Origin of the sequence: Klenkia terrae (assembly GCF_900491935.1) — a bacterium.
Taxonomy (GTDB): Bacteria; Actinomycetota; Actinomycetes; order Mycobacteriales; family Geodermatophilaceae; genus Klenkia; species Klenkia terrae.
On sequence record NZ_UEXK01000004.1, the window covers coordinates 3,384,413 to 3,398,008 of the forward strand.

Annotated in this window: 16 protein-coding genes; 5 read left to right on the top strand and 11 right to left on the bottom strand. The window is 75.4% G+C overall.

Annotation, left to right across the window (positions count from 1 at the left end):
• The first annotated feature begins 5 nt into the window (after window positions 1–5).
• Together LFA75_RS16930 and LFA75_RS16935 are read left to right on the top strand one after the other, a co-directional pair.
• Window positions 6–227, top strand: coding sequence for a biotin/lipoyl-binding carrier protein (locus LFA75_RS16930; RefSeq protein ID WP_091242349.1), 222 nt, complete (start codon window positions 6–8; stop codon window positions 225–227).
• Between the two features lie 14 nt (window positions 228–241).
• Window positions 242–1,732, top strand: a complete 1,491-nt coding sequence (locus LFA75_RS16935) for a sensor histidine kinase (RefSeq protein WP_225234773.1) — start codon at window positions 242–244, stop codon at window positions 1,730–1,732.
• Window positions 1,733–1,842: 110 nt separating this feature from the next.
• Here LFA75_RS16935 and LFA75_RS16940 read toward each other — a convergent pair whose 3' ends face one another.
• Together LFA75_RS16940 and LFA75_RS16945 are read right to left on the bottom strand one after the other, a co-directional pair.
• Window positions 1,843–2,193: a WhiB family transcriptional regulator gene (locus LFA75_RS16940; protein WP_455428463.1), complete on the bottom strand. Its 351-nt coding sequence runs from the start codon at window positions 2,191–2,193 to the stop codon at window positions 1,843–1,845.
• Window positions 2,194–2,389: 196 nt separating this feature from the next.
• Window positions 2,390–3,364 (bottom strand): diacylglycerol/lipid kinase family protein, encoded by a 975-nt coding sequence (locus LFA75_RS16945; RefSeq protein ID WP_225234774.1) that lies wholly within the window; start codon window positions 3,362–3,364, stop codon window positions 2,390–2,392.
• 49 nt (window positions 3,365–3,413) lie between these two features.
• On the opposite strand from LFA75_RS16945, the gene LFA75_RS16950 reads away from it, so the two are divergent.
• On the top strand, window positions 3,414–3,893 hold the full coding sequence (locus LFA75_RS16950) for a hypothetical protein (protein ID WP_225234775.1): 480 nt from the start codon (window positions 3,414–3,416) through the stop codon (window positions 3,891–3,893).
• Window positions 3,894–3,903: 10 nt separating this feature from the next.
• Here the strand turns inward: LFA75_RS16950 and LFA75_RS16955 are convergent, their stop codons facing one another.
• The 6 genes from LFA75_RS16955 to sodN all read right to left on the bottom strand — a co-directional run bounded on the left by LFA75_RS16955 (window position 3,904) and on the right by sodN (window position 8,417).
• Complete coding sequence (locus tag LFA75_RS16955; RefSeq protein ID WP_225234776.1) at window positions 3,904–4,683, bottom strand: HAD-IIA family hydrolase; 780 nt, start codon at window positions 4,681–4,683, stop codon at window positions 3,904–3,906.
• The gene (locus LFA75_RS16960) at window positions 4,680–5,168 is read right to left on the bottom strand and encodes a GNAT family N-acetyltransferase (RefSeq protein WP_225234777.1); all 489 of its coding nucleotides are present in this window, start codon (window positions 5,166–5,168) and stop codon (window positions 4,680–4,682) included. The genes LFA75_RS16955 and LFA75_RS16960 overlap by 4 nt, the downstream gene beginning before the upstream one ends.
• Entirely contained in the window at window positions 5,165–5,971 is an 807-nt protein-coding gene (gene pssA / locus LFA75_RS16965) for a CDP-diacylglycerol--serine O-phosphatidyltransferase (RefSeq protein ID WP_225234778.1), read from the bottom strand. The genes LFA75_RS16960 and pssA overlap by 4 nt, the downstream gene beginning before the upstream one ends.
• Complete coding sequence (locus tag LFA75_RS16970) at window positions 5,968–6,660, bottom strand: phosphatidylserine decarboxylase (protein WP_225234779.1); 693 nt, start codon at window positions 6,658–6,660, stop codon at window positions 5,968–5,970. Before LFA75_RS16970 ends, pssA begins: the two co-directional genes overlap by 4 nt.
• A gap of 41 nt (window positions 6,661–6,701) precedes the next feature.
• Window positions 6,702–7,934: a PP2C family protein-serine/threonine phosphatase gene (locus tag LFA75_RS16975; protein ID WP_225234780.1), complete on the bottom strand. Its 1,233-nt coding sequence runs from the start codon at window positions 7,932–7,934 to the stop codon at window positions 6,702–6,704.
• A gap of 78 nt (window positions 7,935–8,012) precedes the next feature.
• Window positions 8,013–8,417 carry a superoxide dismutase, Ni gene (gene sodN / locus LFA75_RS16980; RefSeq protein WP_091242375.1) on the bottom strand — a complete coding sequence of 135 codons (405 nt, stop codon included), beginning with the start codon at window positions 8,415–8,417 and terminating at the stop codon, window positions 8,013–8,015.
• Between the two features lie 86 nt (window positions 8,418–8,503).
• Here sodN and LFA75_RS16985 point away from each other — a divergent pair, with 86 nt between their 5' ends.
• Window positions 8,504–8,836 (top strand): S26 family signal peptidase, encoded by a 333-nt coding sequence (locus LFA75_RS16985; protein ID WP_225234781.1) that lies wholly within the window; start codon window positions 8,504–8,506, stop codon window positions 8,834–8,836.
• A gap of 62 nt (window positions 8,837–8,898) precedes the next feature.
• Entirely contained in the window at window positions 8,899–10,074 is a 1,176-nt protein-coding gene (locus LFA75_RS16990; protein WP_225234782.1) for an NAD(P)-dependent malic enzyme, read from the top strand.
• Between the two features lies 1 nt (window position 10,075).
• Here the strand turns inward: LFA75_RS16990 and LFA75_RS16995 are convergent, their stop codons facing one another.
• The 3 genes from LFA75_RS16995 to LFA75_RS17005 are packed head-to-tail and all read right to left on the bottom strand — an operon-like array spanning window position 10,076 to window position 13,594.
• Window positions 10,076–10,780 (bottom strand): metal-dependent hydrolase, encoded by a 705-nt coding sequence (locus LFA75_RS16995; protein WP_225234783.1) that lies wholly within the window; start codon window positions 10,778–10,780, stop codon window positions 10,076–10,078.
• A 46-nt stretch (window positions 10,781–10,826) separates the two neighbouring features.
• Complete coding sequence (locus tag LFA75_RS17000; RefSeq protein ID WP_225234784.1) at window positions 10,827–12,266, bottom strand: pyridoxal phosphate-dependent decarboxylase family protein; 1,440 nt, start codon at window positions 12,264–12,266, stop codon at window positions 10,827–10,829.
• Window positions 12,263–13,594, bottom strand: a complete 1,332-nt coding sequence (locus LFA75_RS17005) for an MFS transporter (RefSeq protein WP_225234785.1) — start codon at window positions 13,592–13,594, stop codon at window positions 12,263–12,265. Before LFA75_RS17005 ends, LFA75_RS17000 begins: the two co-directional genes overlap by 4 nt.
• Window positions 13,595–13,596: the final 2 nt, after the last annotated feature.

The following is a 13,596-nucleotide window of genomic DNA, read 5'->3' on the forward strand; positions in this document are numbered from 1 at the left end:
CGCCGGTGGCGGTCGAGGAGATCCACGCCGAGATGGTCTCCAGCGTCTGGAAGGTGCTGGTCGCCCCCGGCGCCGAGGTCGCGGCCGGTGACACGCTGGTGATCCTGGAGTCCATGAAGATGGAGATCCCGGTGCTGACCGAGCGGGCGGGCACCGTCACCGAGCTGCACGTGGTGGAGGGCGAGGTCCTCCAGGAGGGCGACCTCATCGCCACCGTCACCGCCTGAGCCCGGGGCCGCAGGTGACGCCGCCGCGCAGCAGCCTGTCCGACCGGCTCTCCCGCGCACCGGCGGTCAGCCCCTCCCAGGCCGACCACGCACGCCGGCTGGTGGCCGACTGGCAGCTGCTCGCCGACCTGTCCTTCGCCGACCTCACCCTCTGGGTGCCGCTGGCCGGCGGCGCGTGGTGGTGCGTGGCCCAGGTCCGCCCGCTGACCGCGCCGACCACCCAGCCCGAGGACCTGGTCGGCATCGAGGTCCAGGGCGAGGCCGCGGCCTCCTTCGTCGAGGTGCACCAGGGCGGCCGGCCGGTGGTCGAGGAGCCCGACGGGTCGGGGTCCGCTCCCCGCCGCCGGGAGGTGCTGCCCGTGCGGCACGAGGGCGCGGTGGTCGCGGTGCTCGCCCGGGACACCCGGATCTCGGCCAGCCGGCCGCCGTCGGAGCTGGAGCTGACCTACCTGGACATCGCGGCCGAGCTCGGCCAGATGGTCTCCGCGGGCACCTTCCCGCCCCGCATGCTCGAGGACGCCGAGATGAGCCCCCGGGTGGGCGACGGCCTGGTCCGGCTGGACGGCGCGGGCCGGGCGGTCTACGCCAGCCCCAACGCGCTGTCGGCCTACCGGCGGATGGGCCTGACCGGGGACGTCGTCGGGGCCGACCTGGCCGAGCTGACCCGCCGGACGGCGACCGACCGGGTGGCGGGCGAGGTGGTCGCCGCGCACATCGCCGCCGCCGTGGCCGGCCGGTTCCCCGACCCGCTGGACGTCGAGGGCCAGGCCGCCACGATGCTGGTGCGCGCGCTGCCCCTGCAGGCCCCCGGCGGCGAGCACGGCGCGCTCGTGCTGGTCCGGGACGTCACCGACGTCCGGCGCCGCGACCGGGCGCTGATGACCAAGGACGCGACCATCCGGGAGATCCACCACCGGGTGAAGAACAACCTGCAGACCGTCGCGGCGCTGCTGCGCCTGCAGGCCCGCCGGGTGGCCGAGCCCGCGGCGCGCGACGCACTGCTGGAGGCGGTCCGCCGGGTGGCGTCGATCGCGGTGGTGCACGAGACCCTGGCCGGCAGCCGGGAGGACGTCGTCGACGTCGACGAGGTGCTCGACCAGGTGCTGCCCATGCTGGGCGACGTGGCGTCGGTGGGTCCCTCGGCGGTGATCCGGCGGACCGGCCGGTTCGGCGAGCTGCCCGCGGTCAACGCCACCCCGCTGGTGCTGGCGGTGACCGAGCTGCTGCACAACGCGGTCGAGCACGCCTTCGTCGACGGCCCCGCCGGCAGCATCGAGCTGGTCGCCGAGCGCGACGGCCACGACCTGGTGGTCCGGATCGCCGACGACGGGCGCGGCCTGCCCCCGGGGTTCGACGCCACGGCCAGCCGGGGGCTCGGCCTGCAGATCGTGTCGACGTTGGTCACCAGCGAGCTGCACGGACGGCTGGCGATCAGCGCGCCGCCGGAGGGCCCGGGCACCCTCGTGGTCCTCGAGCTGCCCGGTGCCGGCCGCGCCCGCCGCTGACGCACCCGCTGCAGCCGCGCCTGCTGGAGACGTACCTGCCCCGGACGCACACGGAGCCGGTCACCACGTCGTGGTGACCGGCTCCGGGGTCGGTGCGGGGGCGCGTCGGGTCAGGTGCGGACGCGGGCGCGCTGGGTTCGGCGCTTGAGGGCGCGGCGCTCGTCCTCGGAGAGCCCACCCCAGACGCCGGAGTCCTGGCCGGAGGTGAGTGCCCACTCGAGGCAGGACTGCACCACCGGACAGCGGTGGCACACAGCCTTGGCCTGCTCGATCTGGGTGACCGCAGGGCCCGTCGTCCCGATCGGGAAGAAGAGCTCGGGGTCCTCGTCCCGGCAGAGGGCGCGGTGGCGCCAGTCCATGTCGGTGTGCTCCTCGGTGTCGTCTACGGTGTGCCCGGACCCCGGTGCCGGCGCGAGCCGGTCCTGGTCGGCCGACGACGGCTGGATCGCCGTCGGCGGCACATCGCACGCTGGTGTTACCAGCGGGTTGCGTTCGTGGTCGATCGTTTCACGCGACGGGGAGCTGTCAAGCAGTTCAGCCGCTCGCCATCCCTCCGTATGAGCAACCTCACCACGCCACTACCAGGTCCGCCACCCCGGCGGGCCACCGGGTACCCCGCGCAGCTGTCAGCAGCCTGACCGCGGGCTGCCGTGCGGATCAGACGACGACGTCCAGGGCGTCGGGGACGCCGCGCACCCGCAGGGCCGTCGCCGGGCCGAGGTGGTCACCGTCGAGCTGCCACTCCTGCGGGCGGCTGGACGTCACCTCCAGCTCGGCCAGGTCGTGCCGCCGGTGCACCCGCCGGCCCGCGGCGTGCGGGCGGTCGGACATCGCGGTGCGCAGCGTGCCCAGCATCGACACCGCACCGACCCGGCCCATCGCGAACGCCGCCAGCCCGGTGTCGAAGCCGGCCTCGGGGCTCGGCGCGATGGGGCGGGCGCCGAGGTAGGTCCACGGGTTGACGTTGGCGACCAGGCAGAGGAAGAGGTCGGCCACCGGCGGCTGGCCCGGGACCCGCAGCGTCATCGAGGGGCGGCGGCGGTCGGGCCCCAGCAGGAAGGCCCGGGTGCCGGCGCGCACGTACAGGCTGCCGGTGGAGCGCCGCCCGCGGGCCCGCTGCTCCTCGACCCGGCGGATCACGTCGGCGTCGAACCCGAGGCCGGCGGAGAAGACGAACCACCGCGGCGCGGTCCACCCCGGTCCCCACGCGATGTCGGTCTCGGTGGCGACCTGCGCGCTCGCCGTCCCCAGGGAGATCCGGCGGGTCCGACCGGCCCGCAGCGACTCCAGGATCTCCGCGGTGGCCTCCACCGGGTCCCGGGAACGGCCCAGCGCCCGGGCGACGACGTTGGTCGACCCGCCCGGGACGACAGCGAGGGTGGGCACGTGTGCGCCGGGGCCGTCGGCGAGCATGCCGTTGACCGTCTCGTTGACGGTCCCGTCGCCGCCGAGGGTGACCACGACGTCCACGCCGTCCGCGGTGGCCTGCGCCCCCAGCTCGTGGGCGTGGCCCCGGTGGGTGGTCTCGGCGACGTCGACCTTGAGGTCGCTGGACAACGCCCGGACCAGCACGTCGCGGACCTTCGCGGTGGTGGTCGTCGCCGCCGGGTTGGTCACCAGGAGCGCGCGCATGACCCCGACAGTAGCCAGCGGGGCGGGGCGCCCCGCGTAGCCTCGGGCCGTGGCAGCAGGTGGGCAGGACCCCGGTGGCCGGCGGTGGACCGAGCGGCTGCTGGGCGGCACCGCCCGCGAGTCCGCCCCCCGGCCGGCCCGGGCGCCGGCGGACGCCGCACCCCGCGCGGTGCGCCTGGCGGCGCTGCTGGTGGGCCTGGAGGCCGCCGCGACGCTCGTGGTGGCCGGCGTCGTGCTCTGGCTGACGCTGACCGGCGACCCCGACAGCGTCGGCCGGGCGCTGGCCGAGGTGGTCTACGTGCTGCTGGGTGCCGGGGCGCTGGCCGCGTGCGCCGGCGGGCTGCGCCGGGTGGCCGGCTGGGCGCGCGGGCCGGTGGTCGTGCTGCAGGTGCTGCTGGGCGCGCTGGGCTACGTGACCGCGTTCGAGGCCGACCGCCCGCTGCTGGGCCTGCCGGTGCTGGCCTGCGTGGCCGGCGTGTGCTGGTTCCTGGCCACCCCCGAGGCCCGGCTGGCGTACTCCGACCGCTGAGGGTCCTTCCTCAGACCAGGTCGATGACGTCGGCGATGGAGTCGACGACCCGGCTGGGCCGGAAGGGGAAGCGGGACACGTCCTCGGCCCGGGTGGAGCCGGTCAGCACCAGCACGGTCTCCAGGCCGGCCTCGATGCCCGCGACGATGTCGGTGTCCATCCGGTCGCCGATCATCGTGGTGGACTCCGAGTGCCCGTCGATCCGGTTGAGGGCCGAGCGGAACATCATCGGGTTGGGCTTGCCGACGAAGTAGGGCTCGGCACCGGTGGCCTTGGTGATCAGCGCGGCGACCGACCCGGTGGCCGGCAGCGAGCCCTCGGGCGAGGGGCCGGTGACGTCGGGGTTCGTGGCGATGAAGCGCGCCCCGGCCTCGACCAGCCGGATGGCCCGGGTGATCGCCTCGAAGCTGTAGGTGCGGGTCTCGCCGAGCACCACGTAGTCCGGCTCGGTGTCGGTGATGGTGTAGCCGGCCTCGTGCAGCGCGGTGGTCAGCCCGGCCTCGCCGACGACGTAGGCCGACCCGCCGGGCAGCTGGGCGGCCAGGAAGTCCGCGGTGGCCAGCGCCGAGGTCCAGATGGCTCCCTCGGGCACGTGCAGGCCCGAGCGCTGCAGCCGGGCGGCGAGGTCGCGCGGGGTGAAGATCGAGTTGTTGGTGAGCACCAGGAAGCGCCGCTCCCGGTCGACCAGCCGCTGCAGGAAGTCCGCCGCACCGGGCAGGGCCAGGCCCTCGTGCACCAGGACGCCGTCCATGTCGGTCAGCCAGCACTCGCTCGGCCTGCGCTCGCTCACGTCGTCGTCCTCTCCCGGGCGAACTCGGTCAGTGCGGTGTCGGTCAGCCGGAAGACCGACCAGCCCTCCTGCGGGCGGGCGCCGGCGGCGCGGTAGAACTCCACGGCGGGGGTGTTCCAGTCCAGCACCGACCACTCCAGCCGGGCGTAGCCGCGGTCCACGCACAGGGCGGCCAGCGTGCGCAGCAGCTCGCGGCCCAGGCCGGTGCCGCGCTGGGCGGGGGAGACGTAGAGGTCCTCCAGGTGCACCCCGTGCGTGCCGCGCCAGGTGGAGAAGCTCAGGAACCACAGCGCGAGCCCGACGACGGCGCCCTCGTCGTCCACCGCGACGTGGCCGAACAGCGCCGGGGAGTCGCCGAACAGGGCGGTGTGCAGCTGGGCCGAGGTCATCCGCGCCTCGTCCAGGCTGCGCTCGTACTCGGCGAGCTCGCGGACCAGGGCGACGACGGCGTCGACGTCGCCCGGCCCGACCGGTCGCACCGTCACGACAGCAGCTCCTTGACCCGGGCCGGCACCAGCCGCCCCAGCGGGGACACCACCGGCACCAGCAGGGGGGAGAGGAGGTAGCCGTAGGCCACCACGCAGAAGGTCAGCACCGGGACCGTGGCCAGACCGACGGCGATCAGCACGGCGGCGGTGACCAGACCGTAGGGGCGCCGGCTCTTCGGGCTGACCAGCGACCGGAACGACCGCCAGCGGATCGTGGAGATCATCAGCAGCCCGGGGACGAGCACGACCAGCAGCACCCACAGCCGGTCGCGGCCCTCCAGGACGTCGGAGAAGGCGAACACGCTGGCCATCACCACCCCGGCCGCGCCGGGGCTCGGCAGGCCGACGAAGAACCGCTTGTCCGCGGTCGGGTCGACCGTGGTGTTGAACCGGGCGAGCCGGATCGCCGCGCAGGCCACCCACACGAAGCAGGCGATCCACCCCAGGGGGTCGAAGCCGTCGCGGCCGGCGGAGAACAGCGCGAAGGTCAGCAGCGAGGGCGCCAGGCCGAAGGACACCAGGTCGGCGAGGGAGTCGAACTGCAGGCCGAAGGGGGAGACGGCGCCGACCATCCGGGCGACCGCGCCGTCGGCGATGTCCAGGACCACCGAGGCGCCGATCAGCACGCAGGCCAGGCCGTACTGGCCGCGGAAGGCCACCAGGATCGCGGCGAACCCGCACAGCATGTTGCCCAGCGTGAACAGGCTGGGCAGCCACGAGCGGGCCCGGCTGCGGCCCCGGCGGGAGGAGCTGCGGACGAACTCGACCGTCTGCGTCCGCCGCGTGCCCTCGCGGGTCACGGTCTCCCGCCGTCGCTCGAGGTGCCCCAGCGGGCGATGACCGTCTCGCCGCCCCGGACCCGCTGGCCCTTGGTGACCGCCAGCACGGCATCGGCGGGCAGGAAGACGTCCATCCGCGAGCCGAACTTCATCAGGCCCATCCGCTCGCCGGTGGCCAGCTGCGCGCCCGGGCCGGTGCGGGTGACGATCCGGCGGGCGAGCACGCCGACGAGCTGCCGGAAGACCACGGTGCGGTCCCCGTCGGCCAGCCAGATCTCGCTGCGCTCGTTGCGGTGCGCGCTCTCGGCCCGGTAGGCGGCCAGGAAGCTGCCGGGGGTGTAGCTGCTGCTGGTGACCGTGCCGCGGTAGGGCGACCGGTTCACGTGCACGTCGACCACCGACAGGAAGATGCTGACCTGCTGCCAGCCGCCCTCGGGGGCCGGTTCGGGGGCGACGCCCTCCTGCGCGGGGCCGGCGACCATCACCATGCCGTCGGCGGGGGAGACCACGTCGTCCCCGCCGACGGGGGCGGTGTCGCAGCTGCGCTGCGGGTCCCGGAAGAACAGCGCCATGTAGGCGGACAGGCCGACCAGTGGCCAGGCCGCCAGCCGCGCGCCGCGCGCACCGGTCACCCGACCCAGCACCCCCAGGGCGACCGCCGGGGCGAGCGGGACGGTGATGAAGGGCCAGCCGGCCCGGTCGATGCGCATCGAGGTCCGAGGCTACCGGGACCGCGGCCCGGCGGTCCGCCTCACCGGGAGGCGTGACCGGCGCTGGCGCCGTTGTCGCTCTCCCGGAGGCGTGACTGGCCGCCGTACCAGTCCAGGCAGACCACGGTGGCGTCGTCGCCGAGCTCGGTGTCCGAGGACGCGACCACGGCGGCGCCCAGGGCGTGCACCAGCTGCCGGGGGTGCATCGCCGCGGTGCCGGACAGCACGGTGCCGATGTCGACGGCCTCGGCCTCGCGCTCGAGCATGCCGTCGGTGAGGAGGACGAGGCGGTCCCCGGGCAGCAGCTGGACCTCCTGCACGCGGTACCCCCGATCGGGCTCGACCCCGAAGGGGAGGTCGACCAGCAGCTCGACCTCCTCCACGACGCCGTCGCGCAGCCGCAGCGGCAGGGGGTGCCCGGCGTTCACGATCCGGGCGATGCCCGTCGCCAGGTCCACCTCCAGCACCTGGCCGGTGACGAACTGCCCCGGCGGCAGGTGCCGCTCGACCGACTCGCTGGCGACCCGGGCCTGGGTGCGGAGGTCCGAACCCGCCCGGCGCTCGTTGCGCAGGCTGCCCACCAGCAGGGTCGCCAGCAGGGACGCCGCGACGTCGTGGCCCACGGCGTCGGTGATCGACACCCGCAGCTGGTGCCGGTCCAGCGACCAGTCGAAGGTGTCGCCGCCCACGGTCGCGGCCGGTTCCAGCCAGCCCGACACGGTGAACTGCCCGGCCTCGCAGGTGAAGGAGGCGGGCAGCAGCCGGCGCTGGATCTCCGCGGCCAGGGAGAACGGCGTCGTCCGCTGGCCCCACTCGAACAGGTCGGTGTGCCGCCGGTTGGCGATCAGCACGTAGGCCAGCGCATGACCGGCGGCCGCGACGTCGGCGAGCACCTGGGTGTCGGGCTCGACGGGCAGCACCAGCTCGAGCACGCCGAGCGCGTCGCCGCGGTCGGTGACCGGGACCAGCACGCGGCTGCCGGTGTCGAGGTCGACGACCGCGGCCCGTTGGGTGCGCAGCACCTCGCCGTAGTCGCTGCCCTCCAGGGGGACGGTGTCGGCGCTGTCCGTGCCCGACCTGCGGGTCGCGGTGCCGGCGGGCGTGACCGTGCCCAGCCGGACCAGGGCGTGCCCGGAGAAGTCGGCGATCAGGAAGGAGACGGCCCGGGCGCCCAGCGCGGCGGACAGCTCGGCGGCCACCACCATGACGGCGTCCACCGGGGCAGCCGCCTCGACCCGCTCCAGCAGGGCGCGCAGGTCAAGACGTGAGCTCACTGGGCCACCTGGTCCGGGGGGAGAGAAGGGCGATGCCGGGCCGCCCCGTGGGGCGACCCGGCATCGGTCGTGCAGGGATCAGGCCGCGGCCTTGGTCTCCCAGAAGATCGTGTCGATCTCGGCGATGTAGTCCAGCAGCTTCTGGCCCTCGGCGGGGTCCACGGACTGCTTGGCACCGGAGGCACCGGCCTGCTTGGTGGCCTTGTTGAACAGCTCGTGCAGCTGCGGGTACTTCTCGAAGTGCGGGGGCTTGAAGTAGTCGGTCCACAGCACCCACAGGTGGTGCTTGACCAGGTCGGCCCGCTGCTCCTTGATGATGAGCGCGCGCGTCTTGAACACCTCGTCGTCGCTGCCCTGGTACTTCTCCTGCAGGGCCTTGACCGACTCGGCCTCGATGCGTGCCTGGGCGGGGTCGTACACGCCGCAGGGGAGGTCGCAGTGCGCGGTGGCCTCCACGGCGGAGAACAGGCTGAACAGCCGCATGGGGTGTTCCTCCGTAGCTCGTGGGATGGGTCGTCTGGGACCCTACTCGCGCAGATCATCGCGGACACGTCGAGCGGAGGCCGGTGGTGACCGACGTCCCGCCACTGGCCACCCGGTGGGCCCTGGTGCGGGTGACCGGACCCTCGATGTCGCCGACCGTGCGGCACGGGGACCGGCTGCTGGCCGCCCGGGCGACCACCGCCCGGCCCGGGCAGGTGGTGCTCGCGAGGTTTCCCTCCCGGCCCGGCCTGCTGGTGGTCAAGCGGTGCGTCCGCGAGGTGCCCGGCGGGTGGTGGGTCGAGGGCGACAACGAGCTGGTGACCGACGACAGCCGGGCGTTCGGGCCGGCGGTCGTGGTGGGTCGCGTGCTGGCCCGCATGGGCCCGCGGCCGGGGCGGCTGCCCGCCGCGCGTCGCTGACCGGTCTGTGACCTGGGTCGCTGCTCTACGCTCCCGGTCCCATGAGCTCAACGGAGAGTGTCATGCCCGGCTCGACCGACCGGTTCACCGACGACCCCGCCTTCGCGGTGCACGAGGGCGGCAAGCTCTCGGTGCGCACCAAGGGTGCGATCACGTCGATCGAGGACCTCGCCCTGACCTACACCCCGGGTGTGGCCCGGGTGTCCAGCGCCATCGCCGCCGAGCCCGAGCTCGCCCGCCGCTTCACCTGGGCCCCGCGGGTGGTGGCCGTGGTGTCCGACGGCACCGCGGTGCTCGGCCTGGGCGACATCGGCCCGGCCGCCGCGCTGCCGGTCATGGAGGGCAAGGCCTGCCTGTTCCGCGAGTTCGCCGACCTGGACTCCGTGCCGATCGTGCTGTCGACCACCGACGTCGACGCGATCGTGGACACCGTGCTGGCCATCGCGCCGTCCTTCGGCGGGATCAACCTGGAGGACATCAGCGCGCCGCGCTGCTTCGAGGTCGAGGCCCGGCTGAAGGAGCGGCTGTCCATCCCGGTCATGCACGACGACCAGCACGGCACGGCGATCGTCGTCCTGGCTGCGCTGCGCAACGCGGCGAAGGTGGTCGGCCGACCGCTGTCGGACCTGCGGGTCGTGGTCTCCGGGGCGGGCGCCGCGGGGGTGGCGTGCACCAAGATCCTGCTCGAGGCCGGCATCGGCGAGATCGCCGTCGCGGACTCGCAGGGTCTGCTGCACGCCGGCCGCGAGGGCCTCACCGAGACCAAGCAGTGGCTGGTCGAGCACACCAACCCCACCGGGCGCACCGGCACGATGGTCGAGGCCCTCGCCGGCGCCGACGTCTACCTGGGGCTGTCGGGCGGGTCGGTGCCGGAGTCGGCGATCGCGGCGATGGCGCCGGGCTGCATCGTGTTCTCCCTGGCCAACCCCACGCCCGAGGTGGACCCGGAGATGGCCGCCCGGTACGCCGCGGTGGTGGCCACCGGGCGCAGCGACCTGGCCAACCAGATCAACAACGTGCTGGCGTTCCCCGGTGTCTTCCGCGGGGCCATCGACGCCGGCGCCACCGGCATCACCGAGGGCATGAAGCTCGCGGCCGCGACCGCCATCGCCGACGTGGTCGGCGACGACGTCCGGGCGGACTACATCGTGCCTTCGCCGCTGGACCGGCGGGTGGCCGAGGCCGTGGCCGCCGCGGTGGCCGCCGCGGCCCGCGCCGAGGGCGTCGTCCGCGGCTGACCTACCCGGCGGCGGTGAGTCCCTCGAGGACCGCCGCCGCCGGCAGGTTCAGCCACAGCAGCACCAGCGTGGCGACGACGAACGCCGGGACGAGCACCACCTTCTCGGTGAAGCCCCCGGTCCGCATCGGGGAGAACGCCACCGTCGCGCGCGGCCGCGCCAGCCAGACCAGCGGGACCGGGACGCCGCCGCAGGTCAGGAAGTCCCCGGCGATGTGCACCAGCACGCCCAGGGCCACCGCCCACGGCAGCCAGGTCGGCGAGGGGCTGTGCGCCAGCAGCAGCCAGGCCCCGCCCCAGGACAGCACCAGGTTGCCGATCACGGTCTCCTCGAACCGCCCCGGCACGACGACGTGCAGGGCACGCAGCGCCAGGCCGATGGCCAGCGCGAGCAGCAGCAGGGAGGCCCACGTCGCCTGCGCGGCGGCGAGCGCCAGTCCGCCGGCGGCCAGCGGGGCGAGGAGGGCGTCGTGGGTGCCGTGCCGGTGACCGCCGGTGAGCTTGCCGACCAGCCCCGAGGGCACCTCGGTCAGCGGTCCCCACATGCGGGAGATGGTCGAGCCGCGCTGGTCGAGGTCGGGCAGCATCGCCATCCCGCCGACCGCGGCGACCCAGCCGAGCTGGGCGACGGTGCCCGTCAGCGGTGCCACTGACAGCGTCGCGGCGCCGACGGCGAGCCCGGACAGGGCGTGGGAGTGACCGAGCACCCACCCATGGTGACGCCCGGACCCCGCCGAGGCCGGGAGGGCGCGCTCAGCGGGTGGGGCGGTAGACCCGGTCCAGGACGCCGGTGAGCAGCCGCTCGGCCACCGGGCGGGGGAGCGCCGCGACCAGGGCGTGCACCGGGGCCATCCGGGCCGGCAGCGGACCGCCGTCCAGCCCGGCGAAGGCCAGCAGCCCGTCCACGTCGGCGACGGTGAGGGCGGCCGGGTCCAGCCCCTCGGCGGCCGCGACCAGGCCGGGGTCGGGCACCGGGGGCGGCAGCTGCACCGCGGCCCGCGCGGCGTCGGCCAGGTCGGCGAGCAGGGCGGGCACCCGGTCGGCGGTCGCGGCGGTGACGGTCAGGTGCAGCGTGGCCGGCAGCCGGGTGCCGTCGGGCTGGTCGAAGGGCGGCTGGGGCTGCAGCAGCCAACCACGGGCGGTCATCTCGTCGGCCAGGTGCAGCACGTCCAGCCCGTCCTCGCCGGCCAGCGCGACCAGCGTCGTGGCCGGCTCCCCGACCACCCGCACCCCGGGGACGGTGGCCAGCCCGGCCACCAGCTGCTCGGTCGCCGTCCGGGCTTCCCGGGCCAGCCGTCGGTAGCCCTCGGTGCCCAGCCAGCGGTGCACGGCCCAGGCCGCGGCCATCGGCCCGGCCGGGCGGGTGCCGGCCAGCGTCGGGTTGACCACCGGGTAGCCGGGCCAGCCGGCCGTGGCGAACCAGTGGCCGACCCGGAACTCCGGGTCGACGGTGAGCAGCAGGGAGACGCCCTTGGGGGCGTAGCCGTACTTGTGCAGGTCCACCGACAGGCTGGTCACGCCGGGCACCGACAGGTCGAAGGGTGCGGGGTCGAGGAAGGGCAGCAGCCAGCCGCCGATGCAGGCGTCGACGTGGCAGGGCACCCCCGCCGCCCGGGCCAGCGCCGCCACCTCGGCCACCGGGTCCAGCACGCCGTGCGGGTAGGACGGCGCGGAGACCACCACCAGCGCGGTGCGGGTGGACAGCAGCTGCTCGACGTCCCCGGGCCGCACCCGGCAGGTGACCGGGTCGACCCCGACGTCCACGACCGCCAGGTCGAACAGGTGCGCGGCCTTGCGGAAGGCCGCGTGCGCCGTGACCGGCAGCAGGAGCTGCGGACGGCGGTCGTCGCCGGGGTGGGCGGCCCGCCAGCGCGTCCGGGCGGCGAGGACGGCGAGCAGGCAGCTCTCGGTGCCGCCGGAGGTCACCGTGCCGACCGCGGCCGGCCCGCCGCCCAGCAGCCCGAGCCCGGCGGCCACCAGGTCGTCCTCGACCCGGGCGACGCTCGGGAACGCCGTGGGGTCCAGGGCGTTCGTCCACTGGAACGCCGCCTGCGCGGCCGCGGCCAGGCCGTCGACCTCGGCCAGCCCCGAGTCGTAGACGTAGGCCATCGTGGCGCCGCCGTGGGTGGGCACGTCCCCGGCGGTCAGCGCGGTGAGCTCGGCGAGGACGTCTCGGGGGGTGCGGGGGGTCACGGGGCGGGCTCCAAGCGGTAGCGGGCGATCAGCGGCAGCGAGGCGAGCACGAGGGCGGCCGGCAGCAGGCTGAAGCCCAGCAGCACCGTGGTGTCGGCGGCCGCGGTCTGGGTGACGACGGCGTCCCCGACCGACGAGCGGTAGCCGGCCAGCGCGAGCAGCCCGCCGAGCAGACCGGGCCCGACGGCCAGCCCGAGGGTCTCTGCCGCCGTCCAGACGCCGGTGAACACCCCGGCCCGGCGGCGGCCCGAGGCGGCCTCGTCGGCGGCGACCACGTCGGGCAGCATCGCCAGCGGGAACATCTGCAGGCCGGCGTAGCCGATGCCGACGACCACGACGAGGCCCAGCACCAGCGCGGTCCGGCCGGGTGCACCGAGGGACAGCCCGGCCGCGCCGACGGCGAAGACCGTGCCGGCGGCCAGCAGCCCGGTGCGCTTGCCCACCCGGCGGCCCAGCCGCAGCCACAGCGGCATGACCACGATCGCCGGCCCGACGAGCGCGGCGAACAGCAGCGTGCCGGCGGCCGGGTCGCCCAGCACCTGCCGCGCGTAGTACGGCACGCCGGCCAGCATCACGCCGATCCCCAGTGCCTGGACGACGAAGGCGGCCAGCAGCAGCCGGAACGGCCGGACCCGGGCGGCCACCCGGAGCGTGTCGCGCAGCCGGCCCTCGCTGTGCACCCGGGTGAGCGTGCGGGCCGACCGGGTGCCCACGACGGCGCCCAGCATCCCGACGGCGAGCAGCACCGCCACGAACCCGGCCATGGCCAGGTACCCGGCCCGGCCGCCGCCGGCCAGGTCGAGCACGGCGGGGGCGCCGGCCCCGGCGAGCAGGATCCCCAGGGCCAGCGCGGCCACCCGCCAGGAGACCAGGGTGGACCGCTCACCGGGGTCCAGCGTGATCTCGGCGGGCTGGGCGACGTAGGGCACCTGGAACAGCCCGTACGCGGTGGCCGCGAGCAGGAACGCCACGGCGACCCAGGTGGCGGCCAGCCAGGTCGGGCCCCCGGGGCCGGCGAACACCAGCACGAACAACGGCGGCAGGGCGAGCCCGCCGGCCAGCATCCACGGCCGGCGGGGACCCCAGCGGTGCGTCGTCGAGTCCGAGCGGGCGCCGACCCACGGGTTGAGCAGGACGTCCCACGCCTTGGGGGCGAACACCACCAGCCCGGCGACGCCCGCACCCACCCCGCGGACGTCGGTGAGGTAGTACAGCAGCAGCAGACCCGGCACCGTGCCGAAGGCGGCGGTGCCGACCGAGCCGAGCGCGTAGCCCAGGTGGGTGCCGCGGCCCAGCGACGGCGCCGACGTGAGGGGGAGGCCGGCCACGC

Excerpts from the sequence above, each read along its gene's own strand:
- LFA75_RS16945 (WP_225234774.1), bottom strand. The coding sequence starts at position 3,364 with ATGCGCGCGCTCCTGGTGACCAACCCGGCGGCGACGACCACCACCGCG.
- LFA75_RS16970 (WP_225234779.1), bottom strand. The coding sequence starts at position 6,660 with ATGCGCATCGACCGGGCCGGCTGGCCCTTCATCACCGTCCCGCTCGCC.
- sodN (WP_091242375.1), bottom strand. The coding sequence starts at position 8,417 with ATGCGGCTGTTCAGCCTGTTCTCCGCCGTGGAGGCCACCGCGCACTGC.
- LFA75_RS16990 (WP_225234782.1), top strand. The coding sequence starts at position 8,899 with ATGCCCGGCTCGACCGACCGGTTCACCGACGACCCCGCCTTCGCGGTG.